Origin of the sequence: Paenibacillus sp. AD87 (genome assembly GCF_001659845.1) — a bacterium.
GTDB classification, from domain to species: domain Bacteria; phylum Bacillota; class Bacilli; order Paenibacillales; family Paenibacillaceae; genus Paenibacillus; species Paenibacillus marchantiae.
On record NZ_LXQN01000007.1, the window covers coordinates 3,406,210 to 3,427,571 of the forward strand.

Annotated in this window: 21 protein-coding genes; all 21 read right to left on the reverse strand. The window is 46.3% G+C overall.

Annotated elements, in window-relative coordinates; all coding sequences use genetic code 11:
• Nucleotides 1–90: 90 nt before the first annotated feature.
• Complete coding sequence (locus gpAD87_RS14855) at nt 91–582, reverse strand: YajQ family cyclic di-GMP-binding protein (RefSeq protein WP_017689115.1); 492 nt, start codon at nt 580–582, stop codon at nt 91–93.
• A 153-nt stretch (nt 583–735) separates the two neighbouring features.
• Nucleotides 736–936, reverse strand: a complete 201-nt coding sequence (locus tag gpAD87_RS31825; protein ID WP_143764708.1) for a hypothetical protein — start codon at nt 934–936, stop codon at nt 736–738.
• A 37-nt stretch (nt 937–973) separates the two neighbouring features.
• Nucleotides 974–2,014, reverse strand: coding sequence for a helix-turn-helix domain-containing protein (locus tag gpAD87_RS14860; protein ID WP_064639039.1), 1,041 nt, complete (start codon nt 2,012–2,014; stop codon nt 974–976).
• Nucleotides 2,015–2,080: 66 nt separating this feature from the next.
• Nucleotides 2,081–2,848: a DUF3388 domain-containing protein gene (locus tag gpAD87_RS14865; protein ID WP_024630282.1), complete on the reverse strand. Its 768-nt coding sequence runs from the start codon at nt 2,846–2,848 to the stop codon at nt 2,081–2,083.
• 197 nt (nt 2,849–3,045) lie between these two features.
• Nucleotides 3,046–3,309 (reverse strand): DUF3243 domain-containing protein, encoded by a 264-nt coding sequence (locus gpAD87_RS14870; protein WP_063566361.1) that lies wholly within the window; start codon nt 3,307–3,309, stop codon nt 3,046–3,048.
• A 176-nt stretch (nt 3,310–3,485) separates the two neighbouring features.
• Nucleotides 3,486–4,256, reverse strand: coding sequence for an elongation factor P 5-aminopentanone reductase (gene ymfI, locus gpAD87_RS14875; protein ID WP_063566362.1), 771 nt, complete (start codon nt 4,254–4,256; stop codon nt 3,486–3,488).
• Between the two features lies 1 nt (nt 4,257).
• Complete coding sequence (gene yfmH / locus gpAD87_RS14880) at nt 4,258–5,538, reverse strand: EF-P 5-aminopentanol modification-associated protein YfmH (RefSeq protein WP_064639040.1); 1,281 nt, start codon at nt 5,536–5,538, stop codon at nt 4,258–4,260.
• Between the two features lie 3 nt (nt 5,539–5,541).
• A complete protein-coding gene (yfmF, locus tag gpAD87_RS14885; RefSeq protein ID WP_063566364.1) occupies nt 5,542–6,822 on the reverse strand; it encodes an EF-P 5-aminopentanol modification-associated protein YfmF in 1,281 nt (426 codons plus the stop codon).
• 126 nt (nt 6,823–6,948) lie between these two features.
• The gene (gene sleB / locus gpAD87_RS14890; protein ID WP_063566365.1) at nt 6,949–7,779 is read right to left on the reverse strand and encodes a spore cortex-lytic enzyme; all 831 of its coding nucleotides are present in this window, start codon (nt 7,777–7,779) and stop codon (nt 6,949–6,951) included.
• A gap of 187 nt (nt 7,780–7,966) precedes the next feature.
• On the reverse strand, nt 7,967–10,702 hold the full coding sequence (locus tag gpAD87_RS14895; RefSeq protein WP_064639041.1) for an FtsK/SpoIIIE family DNA translocase: 2,736 nt from the start codon (nt 10,700–10,702) through the stop codon (nt 7,967–7,969).
• Between the two features lie 90 nt (nt 10,703–10,792).
• Entirely contained in the window at nt 10,793–11,023 is a 231-nt protein-coding gene (locus tag gpAD87_RS14900) for a YlzJ-like family protein (protein WP_063566367.1), read from the reverse strand.
• A complete protein-coding gene (locus tag gpAD87_RS14905; RefSeq protein ID WP_442950722.1) occupies nt 11,020–11,793 on the reverse strand; it encodes a ClpP family protease in 774 nt (257 codons plus the stop codon). Before gpAD87_RS14905 ends, gpAD87_RS14900 begins: the two co-directional genes overlap by 4 nt.
• Before the next feature lie 215 nt (nt 11,794–12,008).
• Nucleotides 12,009–13,688: a ribonuclease J gene (locus gpAD87_RS14910; RefSeq protein ID WP_063566368.1), complete on the reverse strand. Its 1,680-nt coding sequence runs from the start codon at nt 13,686–13,688 to the stop codon at nt 12,009–12,011.
• Nucleotides 13,689–13,838: 150 nt separating this feature from the next.
• Nucleotides 13,839–13,976: a hypothetical protein gene (locus tag gpAD87_RS32585; RefSeq protein ID WP_179132112.1), complete on the reverse strand. Its 138-nt coding sequence runs from the start codon at nt 13,974–13,976 to the stop codon at nt 13,839–13,841.
• Nucleotides 13,977–14,165: 189 nt separating this feature from the next.
• Nucleotides 14,166–15,041, reverse strand: a complete 876-nt coding sequence (dapA, locus tag gpAD87_RS14915; protein ID WP_072732416.1) for a 4-hydroxy-tetrahydrodipicolinate synthase — start codon at nt 15,039–15,041, stop codon at nt 14,166–14,168.
• A gap of 47 nt (nt 15,042–15,088) precedes the next feature.
• Entirely contained in the window at nt 15,089–16,306 is a 1,218-nt protein-coding gene (gene dapG / locus gpAD87_RS14920; protein WP_063566369.1) for an aspartate kinase, read from the reverse strand.
• A gap of 421 nt (nt 16,307–16,727) precedes the next feature.
• Complete coding sequence (locus gpAD87_RS14925; protein ID WP_024630269.1) at nt 16,728–17,324, reverse strand: dipicolinate synthase subunit B; 597 nt, start codon at nt 17,322–17,324, stop codon at nt 16,728–16,730.
• Entirely contained in the window at nt 17,321–18,220 is a 900-nt protein-coding gene (dpsA, locus tag gpAD87_RS14930; RefSeq protein WP_064639042.1) for a dipicolinate synthase subunit DpsA, read from the reverse strand. Before dpsA ends, gpAD87_RS14925 begins: the two co-directional genes overlap by 4 nt.
• A 226-nt stretch (nt 18,221–18,446) precedes the next feature.
• The gene (gene dut, locus gpAD87_RS14935) at nt 18,447–18,893 is read right to left on the reverse strand and encodes a dUTP diphosphatase (RefSeq protein ID WP_170867769.1); all 447 of its coding nucleotides are present in this window, start codon (nt 18,891–18,893) and stop codon (nt 18,447–18,449) included.
• Nucleotides 18,853–20,136, reverse strand: coding sequence for a M16 family metallopeptidase (locus gpAD87_RS14940; RefSeq protein ID WP_064639043.1), 1,284 nt, complete (start codon nt 20,134–20,136; stop codon nt 18,853–18,855). Before gpAD87_RS14940 ends, dut begins: the two co-directional genes overlap by 41 nt.
• Before the next feature lie 98 nt (nt 20,137–20,234).
• Complete coding sequence (locus tag gpAD87_RS14945; RefSeq protein ID WP_064639044.1) at nt 20,235–21,230, reverse strand: polysaccharide deacetylase family protein; 996 nt, start codon at nt 21,228–21,230, stop codon at nt 20,235–20,237.
• Nucleotides 21,231–21,362: the final 132 nt, after the last annotated feature.

Here is a 21,362-nt window from a genome sequence, read left to right on the forward strand (position 1 = left end):
CTTTGATGCTTAACTGCCAGCAATGCACACTTAGTATAATATACGCCAATTGCAGTGTCAAAAAACATACCTAGCTACAATGAGGAGATCTTACTTAAAGTTTGTATATTGCAGATCTAGAGGTAGATTGGCACCGTTCAACAACTGCATAACTGCTTGCAAATCATTCTTACTTTTACCTGTTACCCGGAGCTGATCTCCCTGAATCTGACTCTTCACTTTCATCTTGGAGTCACGAATCAGAATATTAATTTTTTTAGCGATATCCTGATCAATCCCCTGCTTGAAATTCAAACGCTGGCGGACTGTACCTGAAGAAGCTGGTTCTACTTTTGCATAATCAATGTTTTTTAAAGGTAAACCCCGCTTAGCCATCTTGGATTGCAGTACATCGATAACAGCCTTGAGTTTGGTCTCATCATCAGATACGATCGTTAACGCATCCTTATCCAGTTTCAGACTGCTCTTGCTGCCCTTGAAGTCATAACGCGTGCCAATTTCTTTTTCCGTTTGTGTAACGGCATTTGTCAATTCCTGCAAGTCCATTTTGGACACGATATCAAATGAATTTTCTGAACTCAAACCAGTCACCCTTTCAGTTAATCATATGTTCTGTAACATTATAGAGGATACGCCAAGCAAAAGTCTAATTTTATGAGGTTTTTCAAAATAAAAAAGCATTTTTGGCTGCCACTTGAGGTGGTTGCCAAAAATGCTTACCGTGCGGCTGCCATTCTAATAACGGCTGCGATTAGGCTGTCTGAACATGTCAAGCACACCCAGAAGTACATGTGCAAGTCCAAAACCCAAAATACCGTAACCCCAGGCAGTTGGGGTCAAGTAATAACCCAGGAGGCTGACAATGATCCCCAAACCTGTTACGATCCAGCTGACTGTCACAGCCATCCACCTCACTTCACCAAAAGTTGACTGCAAGTTAAGACAAGGTTAGTGTCTCCCGCAGAAACTTTGGTTATTCGCCGTTAGTGCCGGTGCTTCCTTCGGTAGTGCTTCCTGTTTCATTCGTCGTAGTGCCTTCAGTACCTGCGGAGGACGTATCCTCACCAAGTCTTAACCGAATGCGGTTTGTCGCTTTCCCGTCTGTCACAACCTGCCCTGCAACCTCAATTGTGGTCGCTGCAGCGTAACCGGACTTAATGTACATTCCTGCACTGTCCAATTCAAAAGTATAACTGTCTCCTTCAGCGGTGTTGCCGTACTCTAACTTTTCTCCACTAGAGTTCTCGCCCTTGTATACTTCCAGCCAACTATGCCCCGTTGCTTTAATTGTAACGGTCACAGGCTGCCCTGCACTGCCGTTTACTTTGAAGTTCGTAATATTGCCTGATTTTCCGTCTTCAGCAACAGTTACAGAAGCTGGCGGATTATCCGTTGGGTTCTCTTCATTTTCACCCGTCGTTTGCCCATCCGTCTGTCCGTCAGTCTGCCCCTCTGCTGTTCCGCCACCGTTACCGCCTGCTTCGCCTTCATTCGTTTCTCCGCTACCTGATTCATTCGCTGGAGGATTAGAAGCTTGGCCATTATCTGTAGGCTCATCCGGTTTATCTTGAGGTTGCTGCTGGCTGTCTGTGATCTTCGTCTGATCCAGCCCTTGTGTATCCGAATCATCCCTGTTCATCACTACATACACGTACAACAACACAAGAATTAATACCGGAAAAGTCCACATCAGCGCAACAGACATCCAGCGGTTACTGCGCTCTACCGGGCGGCTTGAACGCTTTTGAATAACCGGCTCCATGGTTGCTTCCGTTTCTTCTGCAGGTACATCTTTCTTATGTCCCTCCAGCAGCTCATCAGGATTTAGTCCCACCGTTTCCGCATAGGTTTTGATAAATGCACGCACATAGAAGCTACCAGGCAGCACTTTGTAGTCTCCTGCCTCTATTGCCTCCAAATACCTCTTGCGAATTTTAGTCATTTCCTGTACATCGTCAAGACTCATCCCTTTTTGCAGCCGGGCCTCTCTTAACTGCTGACCCAGTTCAGACATGCCATCTCCTCCTTATGTTTATCTCTATGGTTGTTGCTTATCTATTTCATGATCCCGTACGGAGCGTTACAGTTCGTCGGTGTAGCTGGCCGTAAACGTATCATAAATAATTTCTTCATTCGGATTGTTGCGCAGTTCAATAATAATGTCAAAATCATTAAAATCATATTCAGACTCCTGCACAAAAATATCCGGATGTTCAATAACCTTGGTGCTTGGCATCGTCATGATGTCCTGTAACAGATTATAATGCCGTTCGCTTGAACGAATCGTACTGACAATTCCGTCAATGATAAACACATTGTTTGGATTCAATTCGTCCTCGGACATCTGGCTTCTTATGGTCTGACGAAGAAGTGTGGAGGAAACAAACGTCCAGCGCTTCATCGCACATACGCTGCCCGCAATAATGGATTCCGTTTTGCCTACACGCGGCATTCCACGTAAACCAATGACTTGATTGCCTTCCCTCTTAAATACTTCACCCAAAAAGTCCACAAGTAACCCAAGTTCGTCCCGCGTAAAACGAAATGTTTTGCGATCATCCGAATCACGATCAATATAACGACCATGACGCACAGCCAGAATATCTACCAGTTTCGGTTGACGCAAAGCAGACACAGTTATGCTGTTCACTTTGCCAAGCATTTCACCCAGCAGACGGATCTTCTCGTCATCGTCCGATTCCAGCAGCATCCCCCGGGTTTTGCCTTCAACACCGTTGATGGTCAATATATTTACTTCAAGCATCCCCAGCATAGAGGCAATGTCCCCTAAAAGGCCGGGTCTGTTCTTATGTATTTTATACTCCATATACCATTGTTTAGATTCCATTTAAACACCCCGTAAAGCATTATTCCACATTATTCGACAGTAACAGAACGCGTCCATTGGACGACAATCTGAGATATCTTCTAAAAATGGGTCACGTTAATGATATATAAAAAGAAAATGAATTACAAGAACAGGTCTGTAATCAATGTGTAATCATTAGAGAAAAGCCCCCTTGCGGGAGCTCTCCATCTGTAATCTTATGCGTTTTGTTTGGCCAATTTGACCATCAGGCACGCAATCGTACGACGTTCATCCTCGTCGCCGACTTCCCATAGTTCTTTCAATGCCCGGTTGGAAGGGTTCGCCGGATCTACTTTCTCATCCAGGAAGTCACCGATTTCATACGCAAGTTTGTTGATGGTTTCTTCATTCATTCCCATCTTCTCTGCTTGCTGTACGCGGTCACCCAAAAACTTCTTCCAAGTGTCAAAACTCGTGAGCACCGTTTTTTCTGTTGACATGATAAATCCTCCTTTGCTTGACGCATGAGATTTAAAATCAACAGTTGTAATATGTGCTTCCCGGACATTTTATATACGAGCATTTTTGAATTAATCGAAGATCATCTACAAATCATTAATTTCCATCAAGGCAATACCACGAAGTTAAAACAAAATTGAATTCGCGCACCCATATATTACGTGAGCCAGCCACCATTTGGACTTATAATCTGCCCATTAATATATCCGGACTCGGGAAGTGCAAGGAAGTAGACCAGTGAGGAGATTTCATCTGGCTGGGCGAGTCTTCCTGCCGGAATTTCCTCTTCCAGCATTTTTAGTTCATCCTGATCCAGATGGTTCAACATGGATGTTTGAACCGCACCTGGAGCTACAGCATTCACCGTTACGCCAGATGGAGCCAACTCTTTGGCGAGAGCTTTGGTGAATGCATTTACACCACCTTTGGTTGTAGAATACAACACCTCACAAGAGGCACCCGACAGTCCCCAGATAGACGACACGTTAATGATTCGACCGTATCTTTGGGAGATCATGTGAGGCATCATTTCCTGTGTACACAAGAACGTGCCTTTCAGGTTGATCGCCATCACTTCATCCCAGATTTCTTCCGTAACATCAGCCAGCATTCCATAATGAGATATCCCTGCATTGTTCACCAGAATATCCGGCATCAGCCCATGTGATTCCAGCTTCTCACGCATACGTTCAATTTGCTCCCGACTGCGAAGATCAGCAGACACCGTCATGACTTTACCACTGCCTTGTTCCATGCACCTTCTCGCAGCTTCATTAGCTGCTTCATGCGATTTCATGTAGTGAATCACTACATTCATGCCCACCTTGGCAAAACGCTCTGCGATGGCCGCTCCAATGCCTCCGCTCGCGCCCGTTACAAGTACCGTCATTTCTCCAATTGGCTTCAATTGTCCTGTTCCCCTCTCCATATTAAGGACTCACGACAAGCGATATCGCCAGTTGATCCCAACGAATATGCTCTTTCAATCTGCGGTTTACCTCTTCCAGTGTAAGCGATTCATACAACGGGAGCATGTTGAAAAAATCACCACCACGGAATTGCTGCCGCGTGAATTCATTTGCAATGTTTTCTGGTGAATTGAGCATACGCAAATATCCACCTATTTTCTTTTTGCGTGCGCGCTCAAAATCGGTTGCATCAAAGCCTTTTTCCACAATAACATCGACTTCTTCACGGATACGCGCAAGCAGTTGATCCGGGTCTTTGGTGTCCCCGCCAATAGCAGAAAAAGCGTATTGCGGCGAACTGTTATATTCATGTCCAAAGCTGTCCGAAATCAGGTCTTCATCATACAATTTTTGAAATAGCGAGGTACTGGAACCAAATAACAGATCCATCATTAGTTTGGTTGTCATATCCCGGCGCAACAGGTCTTCTCCAGTTAGTCCCACATCGGTTTCCTTAAAGCCAAACAAACATTTGGGCAGGGAAACGGCCAACTTGGATTCACGTCTGGCTTCCCCCACTTTCTCAGGTTCCGGTTCAAATATCCGCTCGATTTTCCCTTGAGGTTTATAATTTTTCTTTGCCTGGTTCGAACGAACCATATCGATCACTTCCTGCGGGTCTACTCCACCCACGACAAACAGAAGCATGTTGCTTGGATGATAAAAAGAGTTGTAACACGTGTACAACGTTTCTTTGGTTATGGTGCCAATGGATTCAACGGTTCCGGCGATATCAATATGCACGGGATGTTTCTGATACATCGCCTCGATCAGGCCAAAATAAACGCGCCAATCTGGATTATCCGCATACATATTAATTTCCTGTGCGATGATCCCTTTTTCCTTTTCTACATTCTGATCGGTGAAGTAAGGATTTTGCACAAAATCAACTAATGTTTGTATATTTTCATTGACATGTTCCGTCGCCGAAAACAAATAAACGGTCTGATCGAAACTGGTAAAAGCATTGGCAGAAGCTCCATGAGAAGCAAATGTGGCAAAAATATCACCTGTCGGTTCTTCAAACATTTTGTGTTCCAAAAAATGAGCAATACCGTCCGGAACCTTTACTTCTTCCTGTCCTTCAACCTTAAAATGATTGTCGACCGAACCGTATTTGGTTGCAAACGTGGCATAAGTTTTTTGGAAACCTGGTTTAGGCAAAATATAAACATGCAGCCCGTTATCCATCACTTCGTAATACAGCGTTTCCTGCAAACGATCGTATGTTATGCTCTCCACCGACTATTCCCCCTTCTCATCACGCAAGAAATAAATCGTATCCAGACGGAATTTCTCTGCCGCCTCACGAACATTTTCTTTGCTGATCTGTTCTACCTGGGCCAGCAGTTCCTCGGCGGTCCGCTCTTTGCCGGATAACTGTCGATTGAAATCATAAGCAATTAGCTCAAATGCAGAATCCTGCATTTCCTTGAGCAGATTACGGATCATCGCTTTGGTCTGAGACATCTCCAGGTCAGTAATATTCCCGTTCTTCATTTCATCCAGCTGCTGCTTGATAATCATGACGGCTTTTTCGTAATTGGGGATTTCAATCCCTGATTGGATCGTTGCAATACCCTTATGTCCGTCATAACGCGATGAGGCATAGTACGCCAGACTTTCTTTTTCACGAACATTAACAAACAGCTTGGAATGAGGATATCCTCCGAGAATGCCGTTATACATCAATGCTGCCGCATACTGAGGGTCACCATATGTGATAGACGTGCGAAGCCCCATATTGAGCTTACCCTGATTAACATTAAGCCGTTCTACAACGGTTTCCACTTCTTTATCTCCACGAATAGCTTCCTGTGTATGATAGTCGGAAGAGGTGGCACGTTCTACATTGAAATAACGCTGTACCAGATTCTCTACCTCTTCCAGTGTGGTGTCGCCCACCACATACAAGTCCATACTTGCCTGCTGTAACCATTCCTGATACGAAGCTGTCAATGTATCTGGATCAATGCCCGGCAAATCCTTTCGCTCACCAAGCGGGTGCAAGCGGTAAGGTTCGTTTTTACACATCTCCTCAATACTACGTTCCGCAGCATAACGCATTTTGTCATTGACGATGGACTCCAGCATTTTGCGAACAGTCTCCCGCTCAGCTTGAACATAAGAGGTTCGGAAATGTCCATCCTCCTGTGCAGGGCGTGTAAGCACCTCTCCCAAAAAAGCAAAAGAACGATCCAACAGCTGCTCGTCCCCACCAACAAAGGAATCATTAATGGTGTCCATACGGAACTGTACGATCTGGTAATCGCCACGTTTATAGACATCAAAACCAAAACCCGCTCCATACAAATGTTCCAATTGTTCACGAAATTGCGTTGTTTCCGGATAGGATTCGGTCCCACGCCGAAGTACGAAAGGTGTTAAGGCTACTTTGGTAACCGTATCTTCCTGCAGGGGAACCCCTGCGTAAAGTGAGATCGCAAATGTCTTAAAACGTTTCGTAGGAAGAACATGTATGCGGAATTCTTTCCGGTTTCCTCGTTCAAATCCTGATGTATTCAAATGTCAAAACCCCTTTACGGCGTCATTTATCGTGCAAGAAGTGAAGCTTAAACGTAACAACCATTTTAACCCATTCAAAAGGCAAGAAGCAACCGAAGTCACGCCTTCTGGTTGCTTCCAAGATCATCACATACAGAATATATGCTGCCCGATTGTTTTCACCTGAGGACGTGTCCATATCCATTTGGATGTAGCTGTCTTCGGATTAAAATAATAGAGGCATCCACCGGATGGGTCCCAACCATTCATCGCCTGTTCAACTGCTTTTTTAGCTTGTGCATTCGGTTCAAGATAAATCTGTCCGTCTGCAACGGCAGTAAACGCACCCGGCTGGAAAATTACTCCTGACGGTGTGTTCGGGAAACTCGGTGATTTCACGCGATTCAGGATAACTGCCGCTACTGCAACTTGACCTTCAAATGGCTCTCCGCGAGATTCACCATATACGGCGTTAGCCATAATTTTGATTTCGTTCTCCGACAACCCCATGGAATTGGCTGAGCCCATATTGTCCTGCTCTTTATCCGCAGTATTGTTATTTTTCCCACTATCTCCTGAAGTTTGATCCTTGTGCAACGGTGTTTCTGTTGGCGACCATTGTTTTGAAGCATTGTAAAGTTTCAGCTTGGTTTTGGCTCCAACGACACCATCTGCCTTCATGCCGAATTCCGATTGAAACCATTTTACCGATTTCAATGTAGTGCTGCCGAAATTACTGTCAATTTTACCATTGTAAAATCCCAAATATTTTAGCCGGCCTTGAAGCTCGTATACATCCTGACCGTAACTTCCATATTTCACAGCATTGGTGCTAAAGGTGGGTATCGACTTCTCTTCGACTTGCGGGGTACTTGGGTTTGGACTTTCGGTTGCTGTATTCCCAGGAAGCAAATAACGAATTCCCAATGCGGACATCAGCAAAATAGCAGTGAAAAGCCATATGTTCATTTTTCGCATCGACTGTGCTCTACCTTTCTCTTGTGGGATTAACAGAATCGCTAAGGTTATTATGACAAGCATACTTCGTTCCTATGCACCAAATCCTCCGATCATTGGACATCATGGCAAATCTTCAGTCAAATGGCATGCAAAAAGCCCTCAACCAATAAGGTTAAGGGCTTGGATCGTTTACACATGCTGTGTATTACGAGCTTATTTTATTCTGTTGATACTGTTCCAGTGAGATCAATACTTCCCTTGGTTTACTGCCCTCGTAAGGACCAATTACACCTCGGGCCTCCATGGAGTCAATCAAACGTGCTGCGCGCGTGTAACCCACTCGCATTCGGCGCTGCAGTAGAGAAACGGAAGCTTGCTTCGCCTCCAAAATAATCTGCACTGCTTGTTCATATAACTCATCCTGCACTTCATCTGCTGCCTGAACGGAATCGTCCACCTCTGGCACAATGGATTCGTCATACTGCGCTTCACCTTGACCACGCACGTAATTCACGATATTTTCAACTTCCTCATCACTCATGAAAGCGCCTTGTACACGAACCGGCTTCGAAGCTCCCATTGGCATGAACAGCATATCTCCCCGACCCAACAACTTCTCGGCCCCACCCATATCCAAAATGGTTCGAGAATCCACTTGAGAGGATACACCAAAGGCAATCCGGGACGGAATGTTGGCTTTGATTACACCAGTGATAACATCCACAGAAGGGCGCTGTGTGGCAATGATCAGATGGATACCCGCTGCACGCGCCATCTGAGCCAATCGAGCAATCGCATCTTCCACGTCACCGGCGGCAACCATCATGAGGTCAGCCAGCTCGTCCACGATAACAACGATGTAAGGCAAAACCGCCGCTGGGTTGTCTTTCATCAGATTGTTGTAACCTTCAACGTTACGTGTACCGGATTTGGAGAACAGCTCATACCTTTTCTCCATTTCAACAACGATCTTTTTGAGAGCAAGTGAAGCCCTTTTAGGATCCGTTACGACCGGTGCCATCAGATGCGGAATACCATTATATACGTTCAGCTCGACCATTTTGGGATCGACCATCAGAAATTTAACTTCATCTGGCTTCGCTTTGTACAGGATGCTGGTAATAATACCATTGATACATACGGATTTACCTGAACCCGTCGCACCAGCCACCAGCAAATGGGGCATACGAGCCAGATTACCGATGATCGTCTGTCCAGAGATATCTCGTCCAAATGCAATGGTCACTTTGGATTCGGCTTCCTGGAATGTGGCAGTCTCCATAACCTCCCGCATTGTGACTACGGATACCTCTCCATTAGGTACTTCAATACCGATAGCGGATTTACCAGGAATGGGTGCTTCCATTCGGATATCTTTTGCCGCCAGGGCTAAAGCAATATCGTCTGTCAGACTTACAATTCTGCTAACCTTCACACCAATATCCGGTTGGATCTCATACCGTGTAACAGCAGGTCCTCTGACTACTTCAAGTACTTTGGCACGAACACCGAAGCTTTCCAGCGTTGCTTCCAGCTTGCGTGCAGTCTGCATATAATCCTTCTGGTCGCCACCCTTGCCTCCATTGTTCGGCTTGGAAAGAAGTCTGAATGACGGAAGTTTATAAGGTTTCGGAGGAGGTGGTGGAGGCTTAACTGGCTGCACTTCCTGCCCCTCCGTGTCCGAAGCAACCGAACCTTGAGCCGCATTGCTCAACGTAGATCCAACTTCTGAACTACCCTCAACAGCATCCATCACATCTGTTCCAGCATCCGCTGCTCCGGGCCACTCATTGTTATCCACAAGTTCATCTGAGATCTTGATTGGGATCCCTTCTCCCTGCATGTTAGCCGTTAGATCATCTGGGAAAGGATACGCATCATCCAGATCATCATCTTTACCCGCATCCTCGGATCTGACATGTTCAAAGAAGTCACGTATGATTGGAGCCGAATTAGGTCTTGATTGCACAGGAACTGCTGCGGGAGCCATAACATCGGATGCGATGATTGGCTCGTCATGCCATGAATCTGCAGGCGTTTCCTGTTCGGCTCGGTAGACGATATGTTCCGTATCTAAAGAATCATCCTCGTCCACTCCACGCTCAGCCTTCGTCCGTTCCCGATCAGAACCCCATTTTCCAAAGAGTTGGAAAAATATTGGTGCTTTTCGTTTCGGTAGTTGCTGATCCTGCATATCATCGTCATCATCTTCCTCGTCATCCACTGGAACAGGCACCACTTTGCGGACATTCCCGCTTTTCTTGCCCGCAGAGCTTGAAGTGGCACGTGCTGCTGGTCTAGCCTCCAGCTTTTTGTACATCGTACTTCCTGCATCCCATATCTTGGTTCTGAAAATGCGAATCAGATCGACATAAGAAAGATTGGTAATCAGCATGAAACTGATAACGAACATCACGATCATAATCAATCGTGCTCCCAAACTGCCAAACAACCACAAGAACAAGGCAAACTGCGCCGCTCCTATATAACCGCCGCTAATGTCCTTATTGAGCATCGAATCACGTTCGCCTGGCGCAGCAGGCGTGAGCAACTCGGTTTGCATATCATTATGTATCTGTGTAAGTACAGCACCTGGCTCAAGGGCTCCAACCGGTATAAGCTTCTGGTGCATGGCAGAGACGGTACTCATCAGGGTTAAAGCAAACATCAGCAATACGAGCCCTGTCTTGCGCGTTGTCCAGCCGCTCGGCCATTTTCGATGAATCATCACCATTAAGCCATAATAAATCCCTATAAGCGGAATCGCAAAATAGAACTTGCCAAGCATCAATCCAAACATCTTGGAAAGCGATCGTCCTACGGTTGCTTCACCCGACAAAGCAATGACGGCAAGGGTAATAAGCACAATGCCGTAAATTTCATATTTTAAAACGCCGCTAAATGCTGCGGCCTTTTTTTTCCTCTTTTTTCTTCTGGCCAAAATCAGGTCACCCCCAGAAGAATATTATACCATACAAATATAATCCGTACATATGTTCTTTTTCTGCTCAATTTGTCTTATTTGGTCGCGTTATGTTGGTCCCGGGTTACCCGAAAGCGGAACGATAGATCCGGGCATATTAGCGGGATTCAGATAAGCTTCCAAGGGGCATTCAAGTAAACGTACAATGACAGCTTCATTTTCATTAACAGGTCTGACCTGCATCAATAACCCGTTCATCTTGATCTCGCGGGTGTCTTCTCCCTCATTCCACATCCCTGACCACAGCAGTTCAGGTGGCATCACTGTGTAAAGTGTCATTGGGTATAACCCCCTGCCTGCAGCGTCTGTCTTTTGTCTCCTATAAGCTGATTCAACTGCGCGATGGCCTGGCCGATCCCGCCTACGGCATCCATCAACCCATATTTAACCGCATCTGCGCTACCCACAGCTGTTCCGATATCGCGGTTGAGTTCACCTGTCTTAAACATCAGTTCCCTGAACATTTCTTCAGAGATATTGGAGTGCGACGTAACAAATCTTACGACACGTTCCTGCATCTTTTCCATGTACTCAAACGTCTGTGGCACGCCTATCACGAGTCCGTTCATACGGATCGGATGAATGGTCATTGTTGCACTACCCGCGATCAGGGAATAGGTTGAAGCAACCGCGATTGGAACCCCGATGCTGTGCCCTCCTCCAATGACGACAGTAACCGTAGGTTTGCTGAGTGAAGCAATCATTTCAGCAATAGCCAAGCCCGCCTCCACATCTCCTCCTACCGTGTTTAAAATGATCAAAATGCCTTCAATTCGCTGATTCTGCTCTGCTGCAACCAGCTGAGGAATGAGGTGTTCATACTTTGTTGTTTTGTTTTGCGGAGGTAAAATTAAATGCCCCTCCACCTGACCGATAATGGTCATACAGAAAATGTTCGATTCAGCTGCAGGTGACTGCGTCTGTCCAAATTGCTGAATAGCCTCCGTTACAGGTGACATCGCCTTTTCCTCTTGTGCAGGCACTTCCGGTGTCTCGGTGCCCGGTTGTTCCGATTTGGGTGTTTGCTTGTTTTTCATATATTCGCTCATTCGATTACTCCCCTTCTCCAGAAACATGTAATGTATTTCCTTAGTATGGGGAATGTTCCAGCTGACTTATACCCGATTACTCATCAATTTCTCCATAATCTGGTGTAAGGCCAAAAAAAAACAAAAAAAGCCCCTTCTCTACGAGGAACCGTCCAATATTACTCGTAGAGAAGGGGCGACTGTGTGCCTGAATTTATGTTTTTGTTTGATTTATTTTAAACTTCCATAATGATTGGCAAAATCATCGGTCTACGACGAGTTTGCTCATACAAGAAGCGTCCGAGTGCATCTTTAACATTCGTTTTGAGTGAAGCCCATTCGTTAACGTTCTCACTCATCAACTTCTGCAATGTGCTGCTGACGATGCGATTCGCTTCATCAAGCAGTCCTTCCGATTCGCGTACATAGACAAATCCACGGGAGATGATGTCCGGACCGGAAACAATTTTGCCATCCTGTTTGCTCAGTGTTACCACGACAACCAGAATGCCATCCTGTGATAGCAATTTACGGTCACGCAATACGATGTTACCTACATCGCCTACACCCAAGCCGTCGATCAACACGTTACCTGCAGTAACTTTACCTGCCTTGCGTGCTGCTCCACCTTGAATTTCAACAACTTCACCAATATCTGTAATGAAAATGTTGTCTGGTTCAATACCTACAGATTCAGCCAGTACCGCGTGGCGGCGCTGCATACGGAATTCACCGTGAATCGGCAGGAAATATTTCGGTTTCATCAGGTTAAGCATCAGTTTCAGCTCTTCCTGGCTACCGTGACCGGATACGTGAACGCCACTGTTTGCACCGCTGTAATGCACGTTGGCACCCAGACGGAACAGTTCGTCAATCGTACGGCCTACATATTTCTCATTACCTGGAACTGGAGTTGCAGCAATAATTACTGTATCACCAGGCAAAATATCTACTTTACGATGAGTGGAACGAGCCATCCGTGTCAATGCTGACATCGGCTCGCCTTGGCTACCTGTGCAGAGAATTACTACACGGTCTGCAGCCATTTTGCCTACTTCTTCCGGCTCAATAATCATGCCGTCTGGAATCTCAAGGTAACCCAGTTCAGAAGCAATACCCACCACATTTACCATACTGCGTCCAATAACTGCGACTTTACGTCCAGTTACTTCAGCTGCATTGATAACCTGTTGAATCCGGTGTACGTTGGAAGCAAATGTTGCTACAACGACACGTTGGCTTGCTTTGCGGAAGATATCTTCCAGAACGATACCCACATTTTTCTCAGAAGGTGTAAATCCAGGTTTCTCTGCGTTGGTACTATCGGACAAGAGGGCAAGTACGCCATTGGTTCCGATCTGTGCCATACGCTGGAGATCTGCATATTGACCATTGACTGGAGTGTGGTCAAATTTAAAGTCACCTGTATGAACAACAGCGCCTTCCGGTGTTTCGACACATACGCCGACGGAATCCGGAATACTATGGTTAGTAGCAAAGAACGTTGCTTTCAATACAGAGCCGAGTTGAATCTCGGAATCCGCATCAATCAGGATGCGTTTTGTTTCACCCAGCAAATTGGCTTCTTTCAGCTTGTTCTCCACAAGTCCGAGAGTAAGCTTTGTTCCGTATACCGGAACATTCAAATGTTTCAGAACATATGGCAGACCACCGATATGATCCTCATGTCCGTGAGTCAAAATAATCCCTCTTACTTTGTCACGGTTTTCAGTTAGATAAGAGATGTCAGGAATGACAATGTCGATTCCAAGCATATCTTCTTCCGGGAATTTAAGACCAGCATCTACGACTACAATGTCGTTCGCGTATTGGATGACGTACATATTTTTACCAATCTCGCCTACGCCGCCCAAAGCAAAAATCATCAGTTTATCGTTGTTATTTTTCTTAGACAAATGAATCTAAACCTCCTATGGTAGTTGGACGTCGTACCTTATTATTTTATTGTAAGTTAAGAAAAGCAGTCCATCACACCCATGCCCGTAAATAGGGATGAATGCAAAAGAGCACCTTTATTCACGATATTTGGAAGAAGTTCTTCGAAGTTATTCCCCTTCACCAACAAGATGGATTTTGAAATGATCCTTCTTAGCCGTTCCTTCCTTTTTCACCACAAAGCTACACCAAGAAACGATGTCGCTTTCAATTTCAAAAAAATACCGCACCCAGTCACTTGACATCATTATACATGATTAAAAACAAAAAAAACAAGTCACTCTCTCGTTAACCTCTAGGTTTACCTTCAGTTGTGAAAAGAAACCTAACAATCATCGTCAAAAAAAAGAACCTCCTCCTCTTAAATGAGGAGCGGTTCTTCTGCAATTTCTATGGGTTTATAAAAGTTAACAAATCAGTTCAATATCGTATTATTGCTAGTTGAACAAGGCACGAATAAAACCTTGCTCATCCTCTGTTGCGGCTATAAGCGGAAGGCGAACAGATCCGACGTTCAGACCGCGCAATGTCAGAGCGTATTTCACCGCTACAGGGTTCGGTAAAGGCTGCGGGCACTCGAATAGACCTTTGAACACCGGAAACAGCTTCTGATGTATCTGAGCCGCCTGTACAGGTGCACCACCGAAGTAGGAATCAATCATTTGTTTCATCTCAGCGCCTACCACATGGCTAGCAACACTAACGATCCCGTAAGCACCTACAGCAATGGCTGGCAAGCCAGAAGCATCGTCACCGGAATACACCCTGAAATGTCCCGGTGCACTCGCAGCAATCTGCGTGACTTGCTCCAACGATACACATTCCTTCGTAGCTACAATGTTAGGAATCTGGGCCAAACGAAGCGTTGTTGCAGCCGAAAGGCTTGCTGCTGTACGTCCAGGAACGTTATACAACATAATCGGCAGTTTCGTCGCGTTCGCGATCGCTTCAAAGTGTCTAAACATTCCCTCTTGACTTGGTTTGTTGTAATAAGGAACAACCAGCAAAACACCATCTACACCAGCACGTTCAGCGTCCTGTGTCAGATGGATTGAATGAGCGGTGTTATTGCTACCCGTTCCAGCAATGATTTTGCACCGTCCAGCCGCATGTTTTACTGCGAATTCGAATAGTTCTACTTTTTCTTTGTCGCTAAGCGTGGGAGATTCTCCAGTTGTTCCTGAAATAACAAGCGTCTCTGACTTTTGATCTTCAATCAAATAGTCTATCAGACGTGCAGTTTCCTCCCAATGGATCCCCCCTTGTTCGTTGAACGGAGTGACCATTGCTGTAATCAATCTTCCAAAGTCCAATTCGATTCCTCCTTCAAAACAGGTCCGGCTCCGCTGACTTCAAAGTACTACAAGTGAAGTTCGAATGAGGCGTGCAGCGCCCTCAGAGCTTGAACCATATCTTCTTTTTTCACAAGTACCCAAATCGTTGTATTGGAATCTGCAGATTGCAGGATCTGGATGTCCGCCAGTGTCAAGGATTCCACGATCCGTGCCATAATGCCTGGCACTCCGTTGATCCCTCCGCCGATGACGGAAACTTTGGCACATCCGGAAAGACTTTGCGGTTTAAGACCAATTTCCTGCAGTACCTGTATAGCTTTCTCGGAATCACTATCGAAAACGGTATAGACAACTCCCAGGGGGGTAACATTAATAAAATCTACGCTAATCGAATTTTCAGCCATCGTTTTGAACACTTTTAGCTGCAAACGATCTGCACCGCCCGGCACTTCCACCGTTATTTGCGTAACATTACTTACATAGGCAATCCCTGTTACATATCGGTCCACAATGCCTGTCTGCACATCCTGAAATCCTTCTGGATGCGTTACCAGCGTCCCTTCACTATCTGCAAAGGTAGACCGTACACGCACTGGAATCTGGGATTGCATTGCAATCTCGACTGCACGCGGATGAATTACCTTGGCTCCTTGATGGGCCATATTACATATCTCGGCATAACTCACAACAGTCAACGGACGAGCGTCCTCCACGATACGTGGATCTGCTGTCAGTATCCCATTTACATCTGTGTATATGTCCACCATCTCAGCGTGTAAAGCTGCACCAAGAGCTGTGGCTGACGTATCACTTCCTCCACGACCAAGGGTCGTAAAGTCACCATTCTCGGTCTGCCCCTGGAACCCTGTAACAATGACAACACGCCCACTCTGTAGCTGCTCCAGCACACGAACAGGACGGACATCCAAAATTCGGGCATTCCCGAAATTGTCGTCCGTCACAAAACCTGCTTGTGCACCGGTCAGCACTGTAGTTGGAATGCCTTCATGTTCGAGCAGACTGCTCAAAGTCGTCGCAGAAATAATTTCACCACAGCACAGCAGTAAATCCTTTTCGCGTGCGGAGAGTGCATTTCCGTTCTGTGCAGCCCAGTCCAGTAACGTATCAGTCGCATAAGGCTCACCGCGGCGACCCATCGCTGAGACAACAATGACCAGACTCAATCCTGCTTCAAGTTCACGTTTAACATGACGAAGCACATGCTCTCTCGCCTGAACGGTAGAGAGAGATGTACCTCCGAATTTCTGTACCATGATGCGCATCTTTATTCCTCCATTTGTGTACGCAAGAAGACTGGACACGGGTCAATCAACAAATGGATCACCCTAGGGAGCGTTCCGATGCGATAATTTCAGCATTTTATACGGCATTTCATGCCGCTCCTCATCAAAGATTAGTGAAACAATCCCATATGAAGGCCGCGGTTGTTATCGAGATCATGACGCACACGTTCCCCGTGCACTGATCCCGCTTGCCTAACCTTATCGTTGCAAGCAGGAATTCCCTTTTAATGAAAGGAACGTGGACACAGGTAGCTGTTTATACCAGCATAACGTCCCTCATGATTTTCTTTGTCTCTCGAACCATCTTCATTTCTTCAAGCGAATAACCGTTATCCCCGTAACTAAGTCTGTACAGTACCATGTCTATAACAAACTAATGTTACGGCGGACCCAAGAACTATCAAGCCTGTGCAGAGCGCTGCACAATCATTGGCTGTAACTGTTTGCCTTCAAGCGCACTCCAGCATGCCTCCGGAATGAGCTCCATTTTGGCCACTAACGAGTTCGGTTTTTTCACTGGATCATCCTGCCCAAATGGCACAAAATATAAATATTTGGCCACCAGCAGTTTGGCGATGTTCGCAGCATTCAACCCAAGGCCGTCATTGGTGGAAATGGCGAGTACCAGCGGACGCTGATTTCGCATCTGAGCTTTGGCTGCCATTAAAACCGGACTGTCCGTCATCGCGTTAGCCAGCTTGCTCGTCGTGTTGCCTGTGCATGGAGCAATTACGAGCACATCGAGCAACTTGGAAGGACCTAACGGCTCTGCCTCAACAATTGTAGAAATAATATCATTCCCCGTTATATCTTTCAACTGTTTTTGCCAATTTTGCGCGGTCCCGAAGCGTGTATCCGTAGTCAGAACCGAATTAGAAATAATCGGGACAACATTGGCACCTTCGGCCACAAAGCGGCTAATCACCGGCATAACCTCTTCAAACGTACAATGAGAACCTGTAATTGCGTAACCTACCGTTTTTCCCTGCCAGTTCATTGTTCAACCTCCCGTGCGTTTTGTTCTTCCAAAAGCAAACGGATTAACACGTCGGCAATAATGCCGCCAGCCGTTTTGGGAGCAACAATGCCGGGGAGGCCAGGCGCAAGTAGCGCTTTGATACCGCGTTTTTCGGCATACCGGAAATCACAGCCGCCAGGAGCGGATGCGAGGTCGATAATGACTGCTTTTTGCGGCATTTTGGACAGGATTTGTGCTGTGATTATCATAGTCGGTATCGTATTAAAAAGCAAGTCAACTTCCCCGGTTTGAGCGGCCAAATCCGTTGTCATGAAAGGCTTCCAGCCCATTATGGCTGCTCGAGCAGCATCCTCTTCGCGCCTGATTCCTACCCGTACATTTGCCCCAAGTCCCTGAAGCGTTTTGGCCATTGTGAAACCTGTTCGACCCAAGCCAAGCACAATGCATTCCGAGCCGTGGATCGTGAAGTCCGTCTCCCGAATCGCCATGGCAATGGCGCCTTCAGCTGTCGGAATGGAGTTGTAGAGCGCGATGTCATCACGATCAAGTACTTCAACAAGCCGTAGACCATTTTCCCGGCACAAATCACGTAAAAAAGGCTTCGCCATACCTGTGAACACAATACAATGCTCCGGCAATGCCGCAACATGTTCCTTTTTCAGAAAAATCGGTGTATCACTGAACGAAGTGCTCACTTTCCCCTGATCATCACACCCGACCACAGGAAGCACCAGCACATCTGCCGAAGCGAGTACATCGTCCTCCAATTCCTGGTGTTCGATACCCGGAATGGAACGCTCCAGCTTGTCGAAGCCCACCACACTTACCGTAGCATCCAGCTCTGCGCATTTTTGAATGACTTCAAGCTGCCGCGCATCTCCGCCCAGGACTATAATCCGGACACCGGTCAGCATCGGGACGTCACTCCTTTCACCACATGTATGCCTTATCGTATGCAGTGGCCCACAGGGGGGTGAAACATTAAAATTGAAGCATGCAAAGAAAAATTATCTCTATCGTTCAAAAAAAGAAAAAAGAGCCGCCCCCTCGGGGCGACTCTTCGAGAACATGCTCAGTAAATTAAACTGTGAAGCTCTTATTACAGAAGATGCTCTTATTTACAGCTTGGTTTCAAATCCTTTATTTCCCGGTATGACCGAATCCGCCTTCTCCACGTACAGTTTCCGACAGTTCAGCTACCTCTGTTAATTCAACTGCTGGAACAGTTTGAAAGACGATTTGGGCAATACGCTCCCCACGTACAATCGTGAATGGCTCCTGACCCAGATTGATCAGAAGGACCTTAACTTCACCGCGATAATCGGCATCAATGGTACCCGGTGTGTTCAGACACGTAATCCCATGTTTGAAAGCCAGACCGCTACGAGGGCGAACCTGTGCCTCCAATCCAGCTGGCATAGCCATCGCGAGTCCCGTAGGAATCAACGTACGCTGTCCCGGCTGCAATACAACCTCTTCTTGTAATGCCGCAACTACATCAAAGCCGGAAGCCAGCTCTGACATTTTTTGAGGCAACTTAATATCTTCATTGCCCGGTAACTTTTGAATTTGAACGTAATGCAACAAAATCATCCCTTCTTAATCCAGCGATCGTACGATCCGAAGCACCGACCATAGCGAGCGCAAATGGCTCGGCAAACATCAGGTCCAGCACAGCATCGACATCGTCCATCGTTACTTCTTCAATTTTGGCAATCATTTCGTCCAGCGTGTGGTGTCTGCCCAGCATCAGCTCGTTTTTGCCCAGACGGTTCATGCGGCTGCCCGTGCTTTCCAAACTGAGGATCAAACTGCCTTTCAGCTGTTCTTTTCCTTTGCGCAGCTCATCTTCTGACAATCCATTTACAGCCAGATCGTTCAGAACCTCTTTGGTCAGATCCAGAACTTCTTTCGTCTGTTTCGGCGCTGTACCTGCATAGATGGTGAAGAGTCCACTATCCGCATGGGAACTATGATACGAATAAACGGAATAAGCAAGGCCACGTTTCTCCCGAATTTCCTGGAACAGTCTGGAGCTCATACCTCCGCCAATCGCATTATTCAACACTACCATGGCGAACTGGAGTGGATCTCCGATCTTACATCCCGGGAACGAGATACAGATATGATTCTGTTCCGTTTTCTTTTTGTGAAAGAGTTGTCCGCTCTGGAATGCAGGCAGCGTGACTTGTTCAGATACACCGTTGACATCAAAAGCACCAAAATGCTTTTCCATCAATTCGATCACACTATCATCAATATTCCCTGCAATACTAATAACGGTATTCTCAATCGTATAGTGCTCCTTCATATATGCACGCAGATGGCTGGAGTCCATCGCCTTGAGACGCTCTTCAGTACCCAGAATTGGGTAAGCGAGCGGATGCTCACCATAGGCGGCCAAAGCCATAAGATCATGCACCATGTCATCCGGCGTATCCTCATACATCGATATTTCTTCCAGAATGACGTTTTTCTCCTTAAGCAGTTCACCATCATCCATTTTAGAGCGGAAGAACATATCGGATAACACATCGACAGCTATTGGCAGATGTTCATCCAATACTTTGGCGTAATAACAAGTGTATTCTTTCGAAGTGAACGCATTCACGTTACCACCAATGGCATCGAATTGCTCCGCAATCGCTTTGGCATCATAACGATCCGTTCCTTTGAACAGCATGTGCTCAATAAAGTGTGACACTCCGTTGCTTGCAGGCTGCTCATTGCGAGAACCTGTCTTGACCCATATTCCAAATGACACGGAACGACAGGTCGGAATCTGTTCCATGACAACTCTGAGGCCATTGCCCAGCTGAATTTTTTTCACGGTTGGCCCTCCTACATCTCTATAATTGCCTGGATTTCAACGCGAAATTGAAATCGACATTTGGTTCCAACTGTTTGATAGTAACAAAAAAACATCATTCACTCAACCGCTGATCCCTTCACGCGCTCGGATGACAACGTTTCGCTAACGGTTCCAAGCGTCAAACCCTTGGCCCGTATGGAATCAATCATTCCTTTTAAAGCTCCTGAAGAAGCAGCCGTGGGGTGCATCAGAATTAATGTACCGGCTTCTACGTTTTTGGTGATCTTGGCTACAATAGAAGCAGAACTTGGTTTGCGCCAATCCACCGTATCCAGTGTCCAAAGTACCGTTTGAAGTCCCATGCCGGAAGCAATGTCGACTGTTTGTTGATTAAAATCACCGGAAGGTGGAGCAAACCAGTGGTTCTCCACACCCAATTTTTCTTTGAGCAGGTCCTGGGTTTTACTGATTTCCAGCTTGGCTCGCTCCGTACTCAACCGACTCATATTCGGATGTGAGTATGCATGATTCGATAATTCATGTCCACGCTTTTGGATTTCCTTGGCCAGTTCCTCGTTTTTGCTCAACCAGCTTCCATCCAGAAAAAAAGTAGCTTTGACTTTTTCGGCGTCAAGCGTATCTAGCATCGGGATAATGAATTCATTGCCCCACGCTACATTAATCATGAAAGAGACCATTGGTTTCTCGGCATTCCCCCGGTAAATCGGGTGTGCACCCAAATCTTTAAGCTGGATTTCAGGTACAGTTTGCCGATAGACATACGCTATCTTAGTATTCAGCGTGCCACCAAGTGCTTTGCGATACGTGGCTTCCACATCAATTTCTATTCCGTTATACCCGGGTATCGCTTTCCAGACCCGATCCACTCTGGCATTAACCGGAGCGATTTTCGTTTCGGCCGCTTTATCCCGGATCGCCGACAACAGCTGATCTTCTCCGGTTGCCTCTTTGAACATATCAAATGCATTTTGCGTGCCTGGCCCATCACGGATTTCCGTAATGTATGTACGTACACTGCCCACTTGTCCGACCAGTATGACAGCTGCCATACCTACCAGAACAGCCGCCAGCTTTTTGGATTGGTTTCCCACAGCTCCATCCTCCCGCCGTCTTTGTCCCCATCATATGAGGACAAGTGCAAGAATATGAATAAAACAAGCTGTTCATGTAAAGTATCTTCAAAGCTGGATTCAGAGGCCTTATGAGTAGACAATCGATTTCAT

Bases quoted from the DNA above. Each gene is read 5' to 3' on its own strand.
- gpAD87_RS14860 (WP_064639039.1), bottom strand. From the start codon at position 2,014: ATGTCTGAACTGGGTCAGCAGTTAAGAGAGGCCCGGCTGCAAAAAGGG.
- gpAD87_RS14865 (WP_024630282.1), bottom strand. From the start codon at position 2,848: ATGGAATCTAAACAATGGTATATGGAGTATAAAATACATAAGAACAGA.
- gpAD87_RS14870 (WP_063566361.1), bottom strand. From the start codon at position 3,309: ATGTCAACAGAAAAAACGGTGCTCACGAGTTTTGACACTTGGAAGAAG.
- ymfI (WP_063566362.1), bottom strand. From the start codon at position 4,256: ATGGAGAGGGGAACAGGACAATTGAAGCCAATTGGAGAAATGACGGTA.
- sleB (WP_063566365.1), bottom strand. From the start codon at position 7,779: ATGCGAAAAATGAACATATGGCTTTTCACTGCTATTTTGCTGATGTCC.
- gpAD87_RS14900 (WP_063566367.1), bottom strand. From the start codon at position 11,023: ATGACACTTTACACAGTGATGCCACCTGAACTGCTGTGGTCAGGGATG.
- gpAD87_RS14905 (WP_442950722.1), bottom strand. From the start codon at position 11,793: ATGAGCGAATATATGAAAAACAAGCAAACACCCAAATCGGAACAACCG.
- gpAD87_RS32585 (WP_179132112.1), bottom strand. From the start codon at position 13,976: ATGATGTCAAGTGACTGGGTGCGGTATTTTTTTGAAATTGAAAGCGAC.
- dapG (WP_063566369.1), bottom strand. From the start codon at position 16,306: ATGCGCATCATGGTACAGAAATTCGGAGGTACATCTCTCTCTACCGTT.
- gpAD87_RS14925 (WP_024630269.1), bottom strand. From the start codon at position 17,324: ATGAACTGGCAGGGAAAAACGGTAGGTTACGCAATTACAGGTTCTCAT.
- dpsA (WP_064639042.1), bottom strand. From the start codon at position 18,220: ATGCTGACCGGTGTCCGGATTATAGTCCTGGGCGGAGATGCGCGGCAG.